General features: G+C 42.8%; 13 protein-coding genes. 3 read left to right on the plus strand and 10 right to left on the minus strand.

What is annotated here, in order from left to right:
- Window positions 1-210: 210 nt before the first annotated feature.
- Complete coding sequence (rbsK, locus tag VB693_RS24050; protein WP_323268467.1) at window positions 211-1161, plus strand: ribokinase; 951 nt, start codon at window positions 211-213, stop codon at window positions 1159-1161.
- A gap of 54 nt (window positions 1162-1215) precedes the next feature.
- Here the strand turns inward: rbsK and VB693_RS24055 are convergent, their stop codons facing one another.
- A complete protein-coding gene (locus VB693_RS24055; protein ID WP_323268468.1) occupies window positions 1216-1647 on the minus strand; it encodes a nucleoside deaminase in 432 nt (143 codons plus the stop codon).
- Between the two features lie 17 nt (window positions 1648-1664).
- Between VB693_RS24055 and VB693_RS24060 the strand changes: the two genes are divergently transcribed.
- Window positions 1665-2588 carry a nucleoside hydrolase gene (locus VB693_RS24060; RefSeq protein WP_323268469.1) on the plus strand — a complete coding sequence of 308 codons (924 nt, stop codon included), beginning with the start codon at window positions 1665-1667 and terminating at the stop codon, window positions 2586-2588.
- 353 nt (window positions 2589-2941) lie between these two features.
- Here VB693_RS24060 and VB693_RS24065 read toward each other — a convergent pair whose 3' ends face one another.
- The 9 genes from VB693_RS24065 to VB693_RS24105 form a co-directional block, all read right to left on the minus strand.
- Window positions 2942-3805 (minus strand): SDR family NAD(P)-dependent oxidoreductase, encoded by an 864-nt coding sequence (locus VB693_RS24065; RefSeq protein ID WP_323268470.1) that lies wholly within the window; start codon window positions 3803-3805, stop codon window positions 2942-2944.
- 226 nt (window positions 3806-4031) lie between these two features.
- Window positions 4032-5051, minus strand: a complete 1020-nt coding sequence (locus VB693_RS24070) for an alpha/beta hydrolase (RefSeq protein ID WP_323268471.1) — start codon at window positions 5049-5051, stop codon at window positions 4032-4034.
- A 101-nt stretch (window positions 5052-5152) separates the two neighbouring features.
- Window positions 5153-5530: a hypothetical protein gene (locus tag VB693_RS24075; protein ID WP_323268472.1), complete on the minus strand. Its 378-nt coding sequence runs from the start codon at window positions 5528-5530 to the stop codon at window positions 5153-5155.
- A gap of 143 nt (window positions 5531-5673) precedes the next feature.
- Entirely contained in the window at window positions 5674-7440 is a 1767-nt protein-coding gene (locus VB693_RS24080) for an NAD(P)/FAD-dependent oxidoreductase (RefSeq protein WP_323268473.1), read from the minus strand.
- Window positions 7441-7547: 107 nt separating this feature from the next.
- Window positions 7548-9374: an NAD(P)/FAD-dependent oxidoreductase gene (locus VB693_RS24085; protein WP_323268474.1), complete on the minus strand. Its 1827-nt coding sequence runs from the start codon at window positions 9372-9374 to the stop codon at window positions 7548-7550.
- 149 nt (window positions 9375-9523) lie between these two features.
- The gene (locus VB693_RS24090; protein ID WP_323268475.1) at window positions 9524-11341 is read right to left on the minus strand and encodes an NAD(P)/FAD-dependent oxidoreductase; all 1818 of its coding nucleotides are present in this window, start codon (window positions 11339-11341) and stop codon (window positions 9524-9526) included.
- Between the two features lie 454 nt (window positions 11342-11795).
- Window positions 11796-16763 (minus strand): SDR family NAD(P)-dependent oxidoreductase, encoded by a 4968-nt coding sequence (locus tag VB693_RS24095; protein WP_323268476.1) that lies wholly within the window; start codon window positions 16761-16763, stop codon window positions 11796-11798.
- Window positions 16763-19828 carry a type I polyketide synthase gene (locus VB693_RS24100; protein WP_323268477.1) on the minus strand — a complete coding sequence of 1022 codons (3066 nt, stop codon included), beginning with the start codon at window positions 19826-19828 and terminating at the stop codon, window positions 16763-16765. The genes VB693_RS24095 and VB693_RS24100 overlap by 1 nt, the downstream gene beginning before the upstream one ends.
- Window positions 19829-19974: 146 nt before the next feature.
- On the minus strand, window positions 19975-20994 hold the full coding sequence (locus VB693_RS24105) for a hypothetical protein (protein ID WP_323268478.1): 1020 nt from the start codon (window positions 20992-20994) through the stop codon (window positions 19975-19977).
- A gap of 87 nt (window positions 20995-21081) precedes the next feature.
- Between VB693_RS24105 and VB693_RS24110 the strand changes: the two genes are divergently transcribed.
- The gene (locus VB693_RS24110; RefSeq protein WP_323268479.1) at window positions 21082-21642 is read left to right on the plus strand and encodes a hypothetical protein; all 561 of its coding nucleotides are present in this window, start codon (window positions 21082-21084) and stop codon (window positions 21640-21642) included.
- Window positions 21643-21760 lie beyond the last annotated feature (118 nt).

Raw genomic sequence — 21760 nt, forward strand, 5'->3', positions numbered from 1 at the left:
TTAGTATGCTACTAGTACCGCAAGGCGGAAGTCAAAAGTCAAAAGTCAAAAGTCAAAAGTTTAATATACCAAGGCTTTTGCTGTTTTGAAATGGTCTGCTTATTTACGCCGTTCTATACTAAACAAGCGGCGTGTGGAGAGGATATCAAATACTGACGCAATGACCGACCGTTGGTCGTAGACTATCGCCTAAACTCTATAGTAATTTTTATGAGTATTATCGTCTTCGGCAGCATCAATATAGACTTAGTAGTAACAGCCCCTCGGTTGCCTGTTGCTGGTGAAACATTGACAGGAGAAGAATTTTTGAAGATTCCAGGCGGTAAAGGTGCAAACCAAGCAGTAGCACTGGCGCGACTGGGAATTCCTACCCACATGGTAGGACGTGTAGGCGCAAACCATTTTGGTGCAGAACTAGTTCAACATTTGCAGGATACTGGCGTACAGACTCAAAATATCTTCGCCGATGAAAACGTCAGTTCGGGAGTGGCCATCATCACTGTAGATCATCACGGTGAAAATCACATCATTGTGATTCCTGGTGCTAATGGATATGTCAATCAAGAAGATATAGGACGATTATCCCAACTATTACCAACAGCTAAGGCACTACTTTTACAACTAGAAATTCCGATTAATGCAGTGGTAGCAGCAGCCAAAGCTGCACACAATGCCAATATTAAAGTAATTTTAGATCCTGCACCAGCACAATCTGATTTACCAGCAGAACTTTACCCTTTGGTGGATATTATTACACCTAATGAAGTGGAAGCCGGACAATTAGTGGGTTTTACTGTAGATGGTGAAGAAACAGCCGCCAAAGCCGCCGAGGTTTTATTGCAAAGGGGAGTGAAAAGTGCGATCGTCAAACTAGGCGCGAAAGGTTCTATCTGCGCTACCCCTGAAGAAACTTTTTTTATTCCAGCATTTCCAGTTGATGCCGTTGATACCGTAGCGGCTGGTGATGCTTTTAACGGCGGTTTAGCAGCCGCACTTTATCACGGACTTTCTTTACGTGAGGCTGTTATTTGGGGTACAGCAGCAGGTGCTTTAGCTACCACAAAATTAGGCGCACAAACTTCGTTACCTGATAAGTTTACGTTTGATGCTTTTCTTAAAGAAAAGGGAGTGGAGATAAATCAATTAAAAATTAAACATTAAAAAATGGGGACTGGGGGACAAAGTAGACAAGGTAGATACCCCAATACCCAATGACTACTTGCCAATATCTTCATTCCATAATTCAGGGTTGTTAGTAATAAAATCAGTCATCATCTGTTCGCATTCATCCAGATTGAGATCAATTACTTCTACCCCGTGGGACACCATAAACTCTTTCGCACCGGGAAAAGTGCTTGATTCTCCAGCAATAACTTTTTTGATCCCAAACTGTACCACTGCCCCAGCGCATAAATAACATGGCATTAGGGTTGAATATAATATTGTACCTCTGTAGCTGCCAATTCTACCAGCATTGCGGAGACAATCGATTTCGGCATGGGTAACAGGATCACCATCTTGTACACGTTTATTGTGTCCTCTACCAAGAATCTTGCCATCTTTGACAAGCACCGAACCAATAGGGATTCCCCCTTCTTGTCTGCCTTGTTTTGCTTCTTGAATCGCAGCCTGCATAAATTCATCCATCTTTTATTTCTCCTAATATGAACAAACAACTAGTATTAATGGATCATGATGGCGGTGTAGACGATTATCTAGCAAGTATGCTGCTGTTAACGATGGATCATATTGAACTTCTCGGTGTTGTAGTCACACCTGCCGATTGTTATGTGCAGCCAGCCGTTAGTGCTATACGTAAAATTATCGATTTGATGGGATTCTCTCATATACCCGTTGCAGAAAGCACAGTTCGCGGAATTAATCCTTTTCCCCGCTTATATCGCCGTGATTCCTTTATTGTTGACCATCTGCCCATTCTCAACCAAAACGAAACTATCAAAACGCCTTTGGTTGCAGAAACTGGCCAAGATTTTATGGTCAAAGTTTTGCGTGAAGCATCAGAACCAGTAACTCTCATGGTGACTGGGCCTCTGACAACGGTAGCTGTAGCTTTAGATCAAGCACCAGATATTGCAGCCAAGATTAAGAAAATTGTCTGGATGGGGGGTGCTTTAAATGTTCCTGGCAATGTGGAGAAAAGTTTAGAATCTGGACAAGATGGTTCTGCGGAATGGAATGTTTATTGGGATGCGGTTTCTGCGGCGCGGGTATGGGAAACCCAAATTGAAATTATTATGTGTCCTTTGGATTTAACTAACAATGTGCCGGTTACATCAGATTTAGTCTGGAAAATGGGTAAACAACGCCACTACCCCATTTCTGATTTAGCAGGACAATGTTATGCCTTAGTAATTCCCCAAGATTATTATTTTTGGGATGTGCTGGCAACTGCTTATTTAGGACATCCAGAATTTTATCAATTGCGTGAGTGGGAAACGGAAATTATTACCACTGGTATTAGTCAGGGACGTACTCAAGTTGTCTTTGGTGGGCGGAAGATTTTAGCTATGGATACAGTAGACAAAGATGCTTTTTACGCCTATATTTTGCAGCAGTGGGCAAGATAACAACTCAAAATTCAAAATACCCTACGGGTTCTCCGCAGGTGTACAAAATTCAAAATTAAAGACATTTTTAGAACTAATGTATCGCCTAAAATTTTTAATCCCGCATTTCTCACAAACAGTAGGGGCGGGTTGAGCGAAATATTCGTGAATGATTCGAGTATATCTGTGAACCTGCCCGTAAGGACTCTGGACTGAGGTTGCAAGAATTGGTGAGAAATCCGGGTTAATGTATCGTCTGACATTGTTAATGTATCGTCTGACATTGCCAATGTATTGCCTAACATTGTTAATGTATCGCCTGACATTGCCAATGTATTGCCTGACATTGTTAATGTATCGCTACTTCTGTAGATTCAAGTTCCTTTAGCTGTTTGCCCCATAATAACCCGGTCACGTATGCGATCGGGGAGAAATTTAATCATTAAGTCTACAAATTTAGCCTCCTTTCCAACCAGGTAGCGAGTTTTAGGTCTTTTCGTAGTCAAGGCATTAACCACAGATTGAGCGACCATATCCGCCGAAATGCCATTTTTGCCTGATTTAATTACTGATTCGCAAGCGGCAGCAATAGCAGTACCGTGGAGGTCTTTAGCTTCGGGTGGCAAATCTTTGACTGTTTTGTTAGTTGTGGTGACAGCCCGCTCCCAAATCGGCGTAGCAACATAGCTAGGCTCAATTATAGAGACAGAAATTCCCCAAGGTTGCAGTTCCATCCGCAGTACATCTGTAAATGCTTCCATCGCAAATTTAGCAGCAGAGTTTGATCCCAAGAAAGGCATTGCCATTTTGCCGATAATTGACCCAATATTGACAATTCGCCCTTGACTACGGCGCAAAAGTGGGAGAAATGCTTGGGTGACAGCTATCTGTGCGATCACATTAACTTCCATCTGCTGCCGTAATTCTGCGATCGCTAGACACTCCAGGGGACTGACAACGGCTATGCCGGCGTTATTAACTAAGCCCCATAGACCAAGATCACCAACAGCCTTATTTACAGTCTCTACTGCGGCAGCAATAGAAACTGCATCTGTGATATCGAGCCAGATAGGTGTCAGGCGATGAGATGCCTGACTTTTCAACATCTCCGCATCTGCTGGGTTACGTACACCGGCAAAAACCTGGAATCCTAACTTATCTAGTTGCAGGGCGCAAGCTTTGCCAATGCCTGTAGATGCTCCAGTTACAACTACTGCACCTTGAGTTGTTATCACCATATAAAATTGTGTACTTTGTATTGTTTTAGTAAAATGCTGGGAATGATTAAAGTTTGGAATAAGGAGTAAAGCCCTTATTACGAAAATAAGTTTAATTTTGGGTTTCAATCCACCGCTAAATTGAAAATTTAGCGGTCTTCCCTACGGGACGCTACGCGTTCGCGAAGCGTCCCGCAGGGAACAATTAGTGGTGGGTAGCCTACGGCAAGCAAGCTAAAAGCACCCACTAATTGTCTTTAATTTTGAATTTTGAATTTTTAATTTTTAATTGGAGCGAAGCGACTTGACGGATGGCATCCACCACTAATTTAGGTTGATCGATATGGATATTGTGTCCGCTAGTTTGAGCTATTTGCAAACTCCCTTGTGAAGAAAGTTGAGCTATTTCTGCTTGCAATTTTTCCCAAGTTAAACCAGCTTTTTTGGCTTGTTGATCTGGTATGTTAGAAAACATATTGATTCCATGAGACAGCACTATCAATGGTAAGTCATCTGATAACTTTGACTGACTAACCTGCTGAGTGCTGATTTCCATTAAGAGGCTTTCAGCGATCGCGGTTTCAAAAGTTTTAGGCAGAAACTTGGCCACAATCATTGGTTGAATCTTTGATGGCAACTTTCTGACAAACTCCGGTGTTGCTTGTTTACCTAGCAATTGCACCAACAACCGCAACAAACCTAGTCTGGTAATTAGCGACAAAGAGCGAAACATCCGCCTAGTTGCGGCCATGTTGTTTTGAAATACTGGTGCAAGACGTGCATATACATTCGCTGGGACTGCATCTACTAATACTATTCCCACAACTTCGTCTGGGTACTGACTGGCAAATAGACGTACATTTAACCCACCCAAGGAATGACCTACTAAAATATAAGGGCTTTTAATTCCGGCATTAGTCAGTAATGTATGTAATTCCTCAACCATTTCCTGACTAGTGCGGGGTTTAGAACTAGATTCACTCCAACCATATCCAGCGCGATCGTAAGTACACACACGGGCAAATTTAGCTACTTCTGACTCTACCAGACTCCAGACCAGAGACAAACCGCCCAGTCCGTATTCCATCACTACAGTTGGGCTACCTTCACCTACACAATTGATATGGAGTTTGTAGCCTCCCACATCGACCAGCTTACCTGGTGGTGGATATTTATCTATATCTGCGCGAGTAGCGATCGCTTGGTATACTGCTCCAGCTAGTACCAAAATGAATAGAAGCACAAAACTACCAAGCAAATATTTCATAAGGTCTTCCATAGCTAACTTGAACAAATATTAATTTCCTCTCCACCTATAGCAATCCTATATTTCGGGTTAGAAAACTCTACCAAAACTCAGTTTATAACTTAAAGAGAACTGCTACACATACCGTAACAGGGACTAATTCCAGGTTTACCATTCACTAAAGTTAAGTAAAGAGAACACTTGCCCAGAGTCTCAGAATCCCAGGAATAAATCGGAATCCCTGTACAAGATGTAGAATTATGAACTGCTTCTGGTAAATCTCTGAAGGTAATATTATTCATTTTTTTACCTAAATTAGCAGCAGAAATTGCTGAAGCTAAAATAAATAATGAGCCAATTTCACTTAAGCATCTGCTCTCAAGAGAGATATTTTTTCCTACTTGAATATCATTAATTTCTGCTTCAGATAGGGTTAAACCTAGGCGATTTATCGCTTTTTGGATTTCTCCTGTTTCTAGATTTTGTGTTAAGTAAGACATTGTTGTTGCTTCCATAATCAATATTTAGTGGATAATAGCATTGAGCATGATTTTAAACTGGGGTTATATATGACTTTCCCTGTGATGTGAATTAATAAATTCAACAGCATCAAGAAAAGTCATATATAAAAAATTGCAGAGACTTAAGAAACCTTTTCTCTCAACCAAGAATGCTTTTCTGGTTGGTATTTATAACCCTTAAACTCTTGGCGCACTCGTTCGATTTCACTGTTGTTTGGTAAACCTTTGGTCTTAGATTTGTAGATAAATTCACCCACAATAGCTTTAGCTGATAAAGATAACATCCGCAGGAAATAGAACCAATGTTTAGGGGTTAATAAACCACGGATACCAAAACCTTTCCACTGGAACATGACATACCAGATCGCAATGTAAAAGTAAGTATATTTCATACTGGCAAAAACATTGCAGCGTCGTGGCTCAAATTTGGTATTTTCTAGGAAGTTATCAAAATGTGTCAGTGTCCCATACTTACCAACCAATTGATCTGCTCGATAAACATCCATGAATCCAATATTTGCACCCTCTTCTACCAATTGGTTAAACTGCTTGCATAAATCAGCAAAAATTCCATCTACGTTACCGTTGGCAATCTTCACATATCTGGGGATGAAATTCAGATCCAAATGCCACTTACCTATATAGGTGGGGATATGAACTCCAAACCACCACATATACTCGAAGTAAATACGCCAACTCATGACACTGGCATGACCGAGTTGTTGAGCATGACCCCGGTAAAGACAGTTAACAGTCCGAGCATAAGCCAAATTAAAATCGTTGTAAGCAGCTCGTTTGGCTTCCGCGTCTGCTTCCCCTGCTAATTTAGCGCGGATGATTTCTGTGATACCTTCTACCGCAAAGGCAATCATTGTTGTCCCATAAGAATAGAAAGCATCAAAGATATGAGAGGAATCACCAACTACATACCAGTTATCAGGGGAAAACATGATTTTACTTCTATGGGCAATCCTCTGGCGATAATTAAAATCAACTACTTCACCACTATCGATGATATCAGCCAGAAGCTGGTGATTAGCTTTCAAGAACCCAGAGAATTTATCTAAAGTATTGATTTTCTCCGATGGAATCACATCATGATGATGGATAACGCCAATAGATAAATCCATTGATTTCTTGTCTATAGGAATCATCCATAACCAATGACCGTGACCAAAATAATGATTAGTAGAGTAGTAATGGCTATTTGATGTCCCCTCTGGGTGATAGCCTGAGTGAAAAATGGTGCGGTCTACATTTTTGACCCGTAGCCAAGCTGAACCATTGTTGAGTCCCAACAGGTTCTCTGGGCCAAATAAAACGTTATCTGTCTTGCGACCAATAATAAACTTCAGACCAGCCGCATCAACAACATGTTTGGCTTTCAGTTCCATTGTTTCGCCACCAACTTTGATTTCTACAGTGTTGATGGCATCACCAGGAGTTAAATCCACATCGACCACGCGTCCGTTGTAGAAAACTGCTCCCATATCTTGATTCATTTTCAGCAGATCCCGCTCAAATCTGGGTCTGTGGAGATGAAAGGAAGCAATAGGAGTCTGTCTGTTTGCCCAAACGTGATAGTAGTCGTCCAAAGTCTCAGTCTGAGCCGCATCTTTCGGCCAATGGAAATTCAGCCCAGACTTAGGAGGGTGATTTTCAATCAGATAATCATGGAGTCCTAACTCTTTACAAAGAAAAAGAGCAGCGACTTCAATTATAGACTCACCAATTTTTAAATCTTTGTCTGACCGTTCTACTGGACGTGGGTCTATCAGTGCAATTTTGATGTTGGGAATGTTGAGCAGCATATGTCGGGCTTGGCACAAACCAGCAAATCCCGCACCCATAATTACAACATCATATTCTGGTGACTGAGTAGTGTACATAGTTTAATCTTTCCTAATAGTTTTAAACGACAATTGTGGGAGTTTTTGCCAACATCTCCAAAAGCTTTAATAAAATTCCTGGAGATGTGTGATTAATTAACATCAATTCAACGTAATCTAGCGACTTCCAAAATTTGATTTACATCTGCCTCTTTAGCAGTGGTTTTGGTAGTCTTTTCTGTCATCCAAGGCTGAAGTTCTGGTCGAAATTGATAACTTTGGCGGAACTCTTGGCGCATTTCTTCAACTTCGGTATTAGCTGGCAACCCTCTAGTTTTGAACTTATAAACCAATTCCCCGATTGCAGCTTGGCCTGACAATGCTAATAGTCGCAAGAAGTGATAAATATTTCGTGGTTTTAGCAAGCCTTGAATCCCAAAACCTTTCCACTGGAACATGAAATACCAGATAGCAACATAGAAGCAAGTGGCTTTTAGACTACCGAAGACATTACAACGACGAGGTTCTAATTTAGAATTTTCTAAAAAGTCATCGAAGTGTTTTGCGGTGTAATAGTCATTGATTAATTGATCAGAACGGTAACAATCCATCAACCCGATATTTGCATTCTGTTCTACCAGTTGATTGAACTGTTGATATAAATCTGCGAAGAGTCCGTCTACATTGGCGTTGAGGGTTTTTAAATAGATGGGGATGAAAGTTAAATCCAAATGCCATTTACCAACATACATAGGCACTTGCACACCAAACCACCACATATACTCGAAATAAACCCGCCAACTCATCACACTCGCATGACCTAACTGTTGAGCATGACTGACATAGAGACAGTTGACGCTCCGGGCATAACCCAAGTTAAATTCGTTATAAGCAGACCGTTTCTGCTCTACATCTGCCTCACCCGCCAGTTGAGCGCGAATAATCTCTGTCACACTCTCAATTGCTAAGGCAATAGTTGTTGTGCCATAGGAATAAAAGGCATCAAACATATAGGCAGCATCACCAATCACATACCAGTTATCTGGGGAGAATAGAGTTTTACTTCTATGGGAAACTTTAGGCCAATAATTAAAATCAACTAGTTCACCACTGTCAATAATTTTGCCCAGAATTTTGTGATTATCATGGATAAACTGCTGGAATTTTTCCTTTGTACCAACGATTTCAGAAGGGAGTTCCTGATGATGATGGATGATACCAATAGACAATTCTTTTAACTCAGTATCAATGGGAATCATCCATAACCAATGACCATGACCAAAATAGTGATTGGTAGAGTAGTAATGACTAATCGATGAATTTAAAGGGTCATATCCACTATCAAAAACAGTGCGATCGACATTTTTAACACGCATCCAAGCTGAACCAATATCCAGCCCCATCATGTTTTCTGAGCCAAAAATTACATTGTCAGTTTTGCGTCCAATAATAAACTTGCGTCCTGCGGCATCAATGATATGTTTGGCTTTCAATTCCATTTGTTCATTGCCGACTTTGATGCTAACAGTCTTAATAGCATCTTTAGGAGTTAGATCCACATCTAGCACGCGTCCGTTATAAAAAAACGCGCCCATCTTTTTATTCATTTGTAGCAAGTCCCGCTCAAACTTGACGCGATTAATTTGAAAAGCTGGAATTGCTGGCTGTCGATTAGACCAGATATGAAAGTAGTCGTCTAGATTCTCGGTTTGAGCAGGGTCTTTTGGCCAATGGAAACTTAATCCCAATTTAGGTGTATGATTTTCAATTAAATATTCATGAAGTCCTAATTCTTTAGCTAGAAAAAGAGCCGCAATTTCAATTGTTGATTCACCGATTTTTGAATCTTTATCAGAGCGTTCTTCGGGACGAGGATCAACCAAAGCAACGCGAATACCTGGGATCTGTAGCATCAGGTGTCTGGCTTGACACAAACCGGCAAAGCCAGCACCCATAATTACGACATCATATTCTAAAGATTCGGTTGTATACATTATTAACTCCTTAATAAATTCTTTTTGAGGCTCAATTTAGCCAATAACTTGAGAAGGGATGTATAGTCATCAGGAGTTGCAACCTAAATTATTCATTTACCTTGAGCCTTTGCTAACTTGCAGGTATTTTCCGCCCCGATGACTATGACTTAGCGCAGTAAAACTTTTTCTTGACTAGTAACCAATGAATCTTGAGTTTTTACCGATGAAACTTCTACATTCCAAGGCTGTAGCTCAGGTTGATATTGGTAACTCTTAAACTCCTGGCGCATATTTTCAACTGTACTGTTGTTAGGTAAGTCTCTAGTTTGGAATTTATGCCGAGCTTCACCCATTGCAGATATACCTGATTGCACTAAAAGTTGGAAGATATAGTAGAGATTTTTCGGTTTGAGCAGACCAACTAGTCCAAAGGCTTTCCATTGAAATTTCACATACCAAACAGCAATATAGAAGAAAGCATTCTTCATGCTGGTATAGATATTGGAACGCTGCGGTTCAAACTTACTATTTTCTAGATAATCCTCAAAGTGTTTGAAGGTGTAGTATTTCCCCAGTAACTGATCTGCTCGCACAGGATCCATAAAACCGATGTTAGTACCCTTATCAACCAATTTGTTCAACTGTTGGTAAACCTCTGGGAAAATTCCATTTAAATAAGAGCGGAAAGGCCCCATGAACTCACGTAGAAATTGAGGCTGTAAGTGCCACTTGCCAATGTACATTGGTACTAGGATGCCAAACCACCACATATACTCGAAATAAATTCGCCAACTCATAATACTAGCGTGTCCCAATTGTTTGGCATGGTCACAGATGAAGGTATTAACGCTATCAAAGAAAGTCAGATTGTATTCGTTATAAATTGACCTTTTCTCCTCAGCATCAGCCTCACCTGCAAGTTTGGCGCGGATGATTTCTGTCACACTTTCAATGGTGAAAGCAATCATGGTTGTACCCAAGGAGTAAAACGCATCAAACATACAAGCCGCATCGCCAATTACATACCAGTTATCGGCAGAAAATAGGGTTTTACTTTTATGGGGGACTTTAGATAAATAATTGAAGTCTACGCTCTCACCACTTTGGATAATGTTATAGAGAACAGTATGATTAGCTTGCAAAAACTTATAAAACTTCTCTTGAGTGTTGATAGTATTTGCCGGAATTACGTCATGATGGTGCATAACCCCAATTGATAATTCCTGGGCTTGAGTATCAATAGGAATCATCCACAGCCAGTGTCCAGCCCCAAAGTAGTGATTGGTAGTATAGTAATGAGTAACAGCAGATCCTAGCGGGTCGTAACCACTATGAAATAATGTGCGATCTACATTTTTCACCCGCACCCAAGCCGAGCCATTATTCAAACCAAGCAAGTTTTCTGGGCCAAATAAAAGATTATCTTGCTTTTTACCAATGATAAATCTGCGCCCGGCTGCATCAATAATATGCTTGGCTTTTAATTCTATCTGTTCACCATTAAGCTTGACTTTGACTGTTTTAATGGCATCACCGGGAGTTAAATCAACATCTAATACGCGCCCATTGTAGAATTTAATTCCCATTTCCTGATTCATTTTGAGCAAATCGCGCTCAAACTTAGCACGGTTAATTTGAAAAGTAGGGATAGGCGGCTGACGGTTGAGCCAAATGTGATAGTAATCGTCGATAGTTGCAGTGTTGTTTGGTTGTTTTGGCCAATGAAAATTTAATCCAGCTTTGGGTGGGTGATTTTCAATCATGTAATCGTTGAGTCCTAATTCTTTACCAATTAGGAGTGCGCCGATTTCAACTGTTGATTCACCAACTTTGAGATCGTTTTCATCTCTATTTTCAGGTCTGGGGTCAACTAGGGCAACTTTGATATGAGGAACTTTGAGCATTAAATGTCTGGCTTGGCACAAACCTGCAAAGCCAGCACCCATAATTACGACATCATATTCTAATGATTGATTGTTGTTCATAGCAAAGTTCTGATGTGGTTATATTGTTAGAAATTGCAGTTAAATTTTGTTTCGTATTTGTAACCTGCAAACTCTTGATTTTTCAGTGCCTAAATATTATTCAGATGGAAACCATGATTTTATGCAGGGTATCTGTTGTCTTAATAATGATTTACTTTTCTGGGTGATAGTCTTGCAAGATGCAATGAATCCTGTCGCTACATGAAAATATTGGGCTTATATAGTGGGTAGAGACGTTGCACTGCAAAGTCTCTACAGGCGTTATTATTTTGGCAAATTATCTGATCCGAACCGTATTGGCTACAGATTTCTATTTTTTAGGCTTAACCGCGTAGTATTGACGAAGAATCTGCTTTTAGCTTTGAGCGAAAATATTGATTCATCTTGCAAATATGCAACGCAAAAAAGCAGTAGCCAAATTTCTGGCTACTGCTTGAAAATGAGTTGGGTCTATTTAGAATGCAATTTTTTCTTTTAACTCTACAGAGTCCATTTCTGTTAGTGCTTGCAGGACTTCTGACGGCCAATTTGCTGTAACTGGAGTACCATCTGCTAGGCGAGTTACCCAGGCGACTTCTTGTTGTCCGACATGGAGTTTTTCCATTGTGCCGTCGGGTTGTTCGCGGAAGAACTCAAAGTTAAACACTGCACCAGATTGGGAGACTGACTTGACATACAGGAAGACGCGAATCTTATCGAAGGGCATTGCTTCTCGTAAGTAGTCCATGCGGCTGTAGAGACAAACCATCTCACCACGGGGATTAGAAACTCGCAGATATTCAGGTGCGACTGAGTATAAGAAGAGGTCGAGGATTCGTCCTTGCCAGATGAAGTAATTACCGTAGTAAACGTTACCTACTAAGTTCGATTCTTCTAGAGTGGTTTGGAAAGCTTCCGACCGGAGTAACTTACCATAGCGGTTTAAGGAACTGGGTGCTTCGTAAACGATCGCACCGCTATTGAGTTGCACCAAGCTAGATGGTAGAGGTGGTAGAGGTAGAGTTTCTGGTCGTCTCAAGTCGAGGGTGGCTGGCTCTTTGGCGGCAAATCGATCCAGATATTCCTGGAGATATGGTGGGAAGGGCATAGGTGAAGGCACACCGTAGCTAACTAATCTTACCCAAGTTGCTTTCACTTCAGCGATCGCAATTCTCTCTAGAGAATGATCAGGCAATACTCGGCAAAACTCAATATACGTTTCAAAGGATGAACCGACTACGTTACCAACCCAAGCTCTGGCTTGCAGTACATCATAGGAAGTTGCTTCTCCTAAGACTCGCAGACTCACTGCATTAGTTACCATCCCCCAATCACCGCTCAAGAAGTCCGATAACATCTGCTCTGCGATACTCTCCATCGGTAGTTCGCGGATTTTGCCTATCCAGCGAAAGTATTGTGAGAAGTAGACGCGACGGCTAATACTACCACTGTCTTTGAAACTGACTTGAAAACGTTGTTCGTAGGCTAGTTGTCCTTGAGGGCCATCTTGGGTGTAGCGGGTGCTGTGGCGGTCAATTTCACTGGTTTGAGGAACAATGGCGGATGATTGCACCTGTAGCTGTAGTTGTGGTTGGCTCACTAGAATAGCTATCATCCGTTCTGGGGGACGGGTAAGCTTGACTGGAACTGTTACCACTAAGTAATCACCTGCGGATGTCTGAGCCTTGAGTAGTACACTGTCACCTTGTTTGGCGACGATGGAGAACTCTGGATGGCTGCCGTTGAATGCTTTACGCACTGCTTCTAATGCTGACCAGATTCTCGTGCCGGCTCTGTCGCGTGTGTCGCCTTTGCTGACCAGTTCATCTACTATCCGGCTGCGCTTGGTACTGAGTAATGCTACCCAATCATCTTCTGTGCGGTGAGTAATTGACTCGATATCGCAGCCTTGAGGAGTATCAGAGACAACACACAGACAATAGCGATCGCAGTGAGATAAAGATAGTTGCAGTCCAGCTACACTAGCACCAGTCAATTCTGGTTTCCCTGAAGGTAGGGTTTTCATCCCAAATTTGATTTCTGCATCTGCTACTAATCCCAACTTGGTTTTCAAGGCTTGGGCAACAATTGGTTGTTCTTGCTCACGCCGTTGCTTTTTCGACTGTGCTTGTAAGTTGGGGGCATATCCTAGAGCTACGGCTGGTTGATTTAAACCAAACTCTTGAAAGCTAGTGTTAAGTACCTGTGCTAATTTTTGGCGATCACCTACGGTGGGCGGAACGCCATCGCGAATTTCAGGATGAGCCAATTCAGCTGCGGTGGGGTTGGTGGGATGTTCTTCCAGAATCCGCAGTCTATAACCAGTTAGGTGTTCCAAGATGTATCCTTGGCTATCAGTGGTAAACACTTCACTGATATATTCCCGTCCTTCTTTCTCTAACAACAGGACTGTAACTAATCGCTCATTTGCCTCTGGCTGGGAATTTTGGAACAATTCAATTTTGCCAATCTGGACTGGTAAACAGATATCCTGCGGAATGGTCAATTGTACAGATTGCAACAATACATCCCGGAAGTAGGGATCGCCCAGCAAGATATAATCACCTTGACCCGAACCAAAGCTTTCTGTCAGCAGTTCGGCGGCGGGGCGCACATAGGAACGGAAGACACTGCTTTTCTCACTGAGGGAGAAAATTTCACCCATGCGTTGGAAGCGTGTCCCTTGGAAAAGTAAGTCACCGTACAGATCAACTTGAGGATTTAAAGCCAGGGCTTGACCTAGTTCTGGTTTTAACTGTGTACCTAATTTTGGTTGACCTAGAACAAAGATGGCGGCGAAGTGGTCGGTTTTAAAGCCTGTTTGTTCAGTGCGAATCCCAACTTTGATTCGTTGTTCTCCGTTGTGGTCAACTTCCATCACCTCGGCACGTAGCTCAATTTCGATGCCTGTAGTGGGATTCACTACTACGGGACGCTGAAGGGAGATATCTTCAATGCGGACAATTTGTGGTTGAGTCGTACCAGTCACGTAGGCGATCGCCTGCGCCATTGCTTCTAAACCAAAAACTGTGGGGAATAGGTAAGACCCTCGCCAAATATGGTCTTGCACATACAAATCCCGTTCTACACTCAAGTGAGTTCTAGCTGTCAACTCCACACCTGGTTCTAAATAGAGAACCTGCTCGATGAAACGTAGTTGAGTGGCAGTAGACACAGGAGCAGGAGACCAAGTATCAAGTCCTCCCAGGCGGGCTGCAATGATTACCTGTTGCACTCCAGGATCACATTCAAACAACTTCAGGAAACGACTGACTCCTTCTTCAGTGGAAATAGCTCCAATCCCCATGCGGTCTAGGTGTTTCACACTACCCATTTTCGCCCCCATACCTACTTCTCCCCAAACGCTATAGGCAAGGGAAATAACTTGGGTTTGGGGATGGTCACTGGCAAAGCGACGCAGCATAATGTCCAAAGATTCGTTAGCAAAGGCATACCAGGCGTTGCCAGGCATTCCGGTGACTCCGATAATGGAGCTAAAGCCAACAAATAGTTTGGGTGGTGCTGAAGCTAAGGCTTGTAAAAGGTGATAAGCACCGAGGAGTTTGGGAGAAGCTTCTGTGACGGCAGCCTCTATGCTGACCTGTTCAACTCGGCGGGGACTGTTTAAGCCAGCACCATGTATTATCCCTGTAATTGTCCCTAATTCATTAGTAACTTGGGCAACTAACTGGTTAACTGCTTCAGCCTGAGTCACATCACAGGAGTAATAATTACAGGTCAAGTTTGCCGCATGGAATCGCTCTAAGGTACGTGCGATTTCATTTTGGGTTTGTCCGGGAGTAGGGGCAGGAGATTGACCCACTAAAGCCATTTTTACGCCAGTGGCTTGGGCTAGAGCTAAAGCGCACTCAGCAGTAATGCCCTTTGCACCACCTGTCACCAAGATGACATCTTGTTCTGACCAGGAAAGTGTGCGTTGAGTGTAGTTGGTAGGTTGTTGTAAACGAGATTGGGGTACTAAGCGGACGAGATCAGCATCATAACCGACAGTGGCGATCGCTTCACTTCCTGAAAGTTCGCTGATGACTAATTCAGCTGCACGGGTTGACTCAATCTCTGAAGCTAGGTCTACCACCCGCACCCGTAAATCAGGCCGTTCTAGGTGCAAACTGCGGGCAAATCCAGCCGCACAACATACTTCTGGATTCATGGTTTGAGAACCACTACCAAAACGACCGCCACCAAACTGGACATAGGCAACACAACTGTTAGCAATAGCAGTAGAAATACTATTGAGTCTTGCTACCATCTGTGCTAATTCTAAAGATTTTTGTGCTGTATCAGAATTAGGTAGTAAAGCAATATAATGAGAGATAGTTTTTTTTACAACAGAGTCGTCTGCCAATAATTCGTGGTAGGTGACTTTTTTTATTTGCGCTCCGACTGAGATGAGCTGTTCGCTCAAAGCCTTAACTAATGGATTTTCTACTTGATCTGAGACTATCAAAACCTGGGCTTTTGACCAATCCTCCTGGTCAATGATTTTAGCATTTTCAGCTATATAATCTATAGTAAAATTACGCACCCAATCAGAGGATTTATTAGCTACAGCTTCCACAGTTTGGGGAGCAGGCAAAGTTACAGGTGTAGCCGTTTTAACTTCAGGCTTTTTTACAGGTTGAGCTTGCTGAAGTGCCGCCACCACATCGGTTAAAGTAGCATTTGCCAGAGTCGAAGGGTCTATTGCACCTCCTACACCAACTTGTTTAGCCGCAGTAGCAACTAATTCTGCTGCCTTGATGGAGTCGAGGTTGAGGTCATCCAGTAGGCGCAAGTCCATCGACAGGGTATTTTGGGGAAATCCAGTCTGCTGTTCTACTAACTTGAGTAGCTGTTGGGAGACATCCAAGGATGGTTCAATAACCGGAGAGTTGTGGACGGCAACTGTACCAGTATTCTGAGTGGGGTGTGCTGGCAGAGTAGCGCGAATCACATCGCCAACTTCTTTTAAGGTGGCATTTGCCAGGGTTGAGGGGTCTAGCGCACCTCCTACACCACATTGCTTACTAGCAGCAGCAACCAATTCACCGGCTTTGATTGAATCTAGATTCAAATCGTCTAGTAATTTGGCATCGAGTCCGATGCTTTCTGCTGGATATCCAGTTTGCTTAACTACCAAATCTACTAGAATCGCTTCCACATCGATGGTTGGTTGAGCAACTATTTGGGGAGTTGCTTGTGGCTGTTGCACAACTGGAGAAGAAACAATTGCTGGCTTACTGGTGGGCAGTTCAACTATATAATGCTGGTTGGCTTTAACACTGGGTTGGGATTGATGAATTTGCTTTGTCGATTGTGGCAAGCTTTGCAAATCTGCACGGATAACTTGAGCTAAAAATGAACCCCGTTGGCTAAAGTAGTTAGTTAACAGCTTGGTAAGCTCGTCGTTCATTTGATGGTGTGCGGAATTTTGGCTATTCATTAGGCGTTCTCTTCGTTAATAGGTGACAAAATTGGTAAAGTTTCAATATCGGCTCGAATCAACTCAGCTAAAAATGAGCTACGTTGTGAGAAATAGGCAGATAGAGTATCAAAAAATTCTTCGTTATTTTGCTGTGTTAATTCCTCCTGTTGTATATATCTGTTCGATACGTTAGGAATATGCAAAACTTCATTGATTTGTTCTAGGGCATCTGGGAAAGGCCGCTCACAAGGATTGTCGATGAACAGACGCTGTGATGCCGGAATAAAGGGATTTACCAAACGATTTTCGTAAAGTGCTGTCCAATTAACTTCACCACCATGAATAAAGAAACTAGCTAGTAAAGTGTTGAGATCGCGATCGCATCCTGGCTTAGACTCTACGGGGAAACACATAGGCGCATTTGCATTATTCGTAGCTTCTACCAAGCCAGCAAGCACTTTTCCCGGGCCAACCTCGATCATTAAATCGCATTGGGGTGCGATCGCTTTCACTAAGGCAACAAAGTCCACTTGTGAAATCATTTGTCCGCCGAAGTATTCCCGCAGATTCTGTCCTGGCTGAATTTGCTGTCCGTTGACGCTGGAGAATAGGGGTAATAAATTTTGGGTAAGTTGCTCTGGAATTGGTGCATTAGCACGCAGATATGCAGATGCTTCTGCAACCATCTGGGAATGAAAGGCGTTGGCAACTGGCAGCAGGCGAGTTTGGATACCCTGATCTGCGGCACGTTTGATGGCTGCTTCAACGCTGGCTCTCTCACCAGAGATCACAGTCTGAATAGGACTATTAATATTAGCTACAACTACATAGCCAGGAATTCCTTGTAAAATACTCTGAGCCGTTGCCGAATCACACGCTAGACTGGCCATTGTGCCGGCATTTTCACTCTTAGCAGCCATAGCTTTTCCACGCATGGCAGCAAAACACAGTAGAGTTTTTTCGTCATATGCTCCTGCTGCTTGAAAGGCTGTCAGTTCTCCCAAACTGTGACCACCGATAAAAGATGGCTTGATTCCCAACCGTTCCAGATAGCGTTGCCAAAGTAAGGAAGCAAAGCAGATGGCTGAGGGTGCAACATGGGTGAGCTTTTTAAACCAGTCTTGGACTTGTTCTGGATTAGCTGCACGATCAAGAGGACGATAGATTAATTGGCTGATTGGCTCAAAACCCATCTCTGCAAGCCAGTTATCTGCTTGTTGCAGCAGTTCTCTAGCCCAACCATGACGTTCTACTAAAGTCCGAGCCATATTCAACTTTTGCGAACCTTGACCGGGAAACAGAAAAGCCACACGATGACGTTTAACGGCGTTGGCAATCCAAATGTCTTTTTGGGGGGTAACTTTCACTTCTCCCTGGGTAGGGGGGGTGTCATTCAGCATCTGTTCCAACTGCTGGAGACGCGTCATCAGTTCTTTGGGCGTACCAGCAATCACCGCAGCCCGGACAGGGTGAGATGCTTCTGTTTCTTTTGCTAGTTGGGCAGCTAAATCAACCAGTTCAGCTAGGCTCATACCTGCGGCTTGATTGATGGCTGTTTGAGTGCGTTGTAGTAATGCTTGCACAGATGTCGCACTGAGGACAAATATCTCTGTGTCCTGATGGGAAACTAGCAATGCCCTTTCAGGTAAGCTGGGTTTGAGATGGGGCGCAGGAGCATCACCAGAAGTCAGGGTGACATGGGAGTTAATCCCACCAAATCCCATCGCGGAAACCCCAGCTACCAGTTGATCAGAGGCTGGGCGGATTTCCCCTTGAATAATTGGATAAAGACATTGGGCAGAAGTATCAAAAACGGGGTTGGGGTCTTTGCAGCCTGCTGTGGGGGGTATAATTCGCTGATTTACAGCCATCACTGCTTTAATAAAACCGCCAACACCAGCCGCAGCTTTAGTATGACCTACAAGAGATTTGAAGGATGTAACACCGCAGGAACGAGGTGCTAATTCACCATCAGCACTCATCGCGAGGGCAATGCCTTCAATTTCTGTGCGATCGCCTACGGGAGTTCCTGTACCATGACCTTCAATAAAATCTAGTTTATGGGGACTGTAACCGGCTCGCTCGTAAGCACGGCGTAATGCCTGAGATTGACCTACCTTGGAGGGGGCTGTAATTCCGCCTTTGCCATCAGATGATATACCCCAGCCGTTCAGTACGGCATATACATAATTGCCATCGGCTTGAGCATCTGCCAACCGTTTTAAGACTACAAAGCCACACCCTTCTCCAGGAATAAAGCCACTGGCGCGGCGGTCATAAACAGTCATATCTTGACCGGTTAATGCCCCTGTTTTGGCAAATCCAATCAATTCAAAGGTATCTAGGCTGATATCTACGCCTCCGGCTAGGGCGAGATCAAGGTCTCCGTTAGCTAGGGCTGTAGCGGCAGTAGCAACGGCAATCAGGGAAGAAGAACAAGCTCCATCTACTGTATATCCCCCACCATTAAAGTTGAAAAAGTTACAAACTCTTCCCGCGATAGTATTAGAAAGACCCCCAGCGAGGGTATCTTCGGTAATCGGTGCAAATACAGATTTGTAGAACTGTTCCATCATCACTACCAGTTCTTCTACTGTGGATGATGGCAGACCCTTAGCCTTACCGGCAGCCCGCAAGGCTCGCCGCACATAAGGCCAGCGTAGGCGCATCGTTTGAGAACGGGTGTGTTCTCCAGTGAGGGTATTACCTAAAACCACACCAGAACGCTCAGTAGCTACACTTTGGCGAGTATATCCAGCATCTTGTAAGGCTTTTAATGCTACTTCTAGAGCTAGCCAGTGAACGATATCTGTTGATTCTACAGTTGATTTAGGAATGCGTTTACCAGGCCAATCAAACTGAAAACCATCAATTACACCAGCGCGATCGCCATAGGTTTGATCTGGGGTTGTCGGTTCTGGGTCGTAATATTCAGATATAGGCAATCTTTGATCCGGCATTTGGCGAAACTGTCGCCGCCTTGCAAGTATATTTTCCCAAAGTTTTGATAAATCACTTGCTCCTGGATAGTGGCAACCCATGCCAATAACGGCAATGGCAGGAGTCTCTGCATTGATTCGCATCTTGGTATCCTTTACTCAACTATAGAAATTTAGATAGGGTACTGTGAGTATTATCTGAGCATGAAATATCTGCATTAACCCTCACAACTAGAGCTGTAATTGCTGCCCTAATATGTATTCAGTTCACATTCTGATTTTTATGCAAATTACTGACTATTGACTTTTGTTGAAGACCAAATGGGTAGCTGATTTACTTGTTGCACCATTAATTCTGCGTATGTTGTATCACCATTTTGGGCGACCTCTTGACCAAAATAGCTTTCATCTCCTTGATGTTCATGGGGGCCGCTACTGTAAACTGTATAGCGATTCTCACGACGAGCGCGATTATAGGGAGAACCTATAGTCCATCGCCATCGGGACGGAAAAACTATTCCGCCAATGTTTTCAATCCAATCTCGCTCTCCCCGAAAATGGTAAACGTGCTTTGCGACATCAAAGCCTTCATTACCATCAAATACACCTCCGAAGGAAACCACACTAATTTCCACTGGCAGCCATTTGTCTAAATAAGGAGCTGCACCTAAAGCCACCTGCGCGCCGCCACTTGTACCCATTAAAATTAGCTGAATTGGTTCTTCTGGAGATGTGGGAATTGGTTGCTGTTTCTCCATTTGCTCTACAATTGTCAAAGCGATCGCTTGGTTGTAGATAGGCCCGTAGCGGTTATCGGCGGAAACAGCCATTCTCCAGACATTACGTGCTTCGAGTATACGTTCGGTTAATTTTAACCAACCTTCTGCATTCTCGCTAACTCTCCATAGAAATTCAAATACCTGTTGTCCACCAATGTTTTGATTGGCCGCAGAGTAAGGAAAAACACTCCGTACAGTTAAACATTGTGGTTGGTCTTGCTCTAAATGATCTAAAAATGCTTCTTCTCGAGGAGATACCTCATTTTTTTCAGCCCCTACTCCTGGTAAGAAAACAATGTAGCAGCGACTTCCTTTAGGGGTAACATCAGAATTGGTATCTTCTCCATTAATTCGGTTAGCTAACTCTCTGCTTCTTCTTTCTAACTTTTCAGACCCCCTGTCTAACCACCATACAATAGTTCCCACAGGAGCAAAAGTCCCCCAAATTAGTAATAGAAATCCAGTAAATACAAATAGCTTGAGTCCGCTATTTCGCATCCACAAGAGGAGTTTGCCCAAAAAATTACTCATCCAAATTTTAATGTTTAAGTTGTCATCTACGGATTACTTTTAACTGAAAATATTGTGATAAGTCACCAATCTGGAGGAAGATTTGCTGTGAGTAACCAAGCATCAACCAATAGGATGAAAAAAGTGCTGTGGGATGTCTTCATTTTGAAGGGAAATTTTGATGAAGATAGTTGCAGAATCCCAAACGCAGTAAAAGTTGCTCAAGTAATTGTAATTTTGACGGCGATCGCCCATGCTTCAGGCAGTGTGATTATTCCATTACTGGCTCAGGTGACATTATCACTGCTAATTTTTATATTTGTAATCAACGCTTTAAGTATAGTAGCAGGTTACTATTTTTGGACATTTACCATTTGGAAAATCGGACAGCAGTTGCGATTATCTATCCCTACCTATAGAGAACTGCTGATTCCGATTGGCTTTGCTCATACTCCCCAAATATTCAACTTTTTTACAGTGATTCCGCTTTTGGGAAGACCGATTGAAATTGGACTATCACTCTGGACTTTGTTAGCAGTAATTGTAGCTTTCAAAGGTTGGTTGAATATCAAACTGGCCAGGGCGATTTTAATTTGTTTAAGTGGCTGGCTAATTGTAGAGGTTGCCATTGGAGTAATTCAAATTACACTTCAACGGCTGATAATTTAGACTAGTAGGTCATCAAACTTGAATTGAAGAATAAGCTTTTTTTGTAGTAAGGACTTTAGCCCTTAGAAAATCAGGACTAAAGTCCTCTCTCCGTTCGCATAGCGTGTCGTAGACAGAC

Source organism: Anabaena sp. UHCC 0399, assembly GCF_034931465.1.
Taxonomy (GTDB): Bacteria; Cyanobacteriota; Cyanobacteriia; order Cyanobacteriales; family Nostocaceae; genus Trichormus; species Trichormus minutissimus.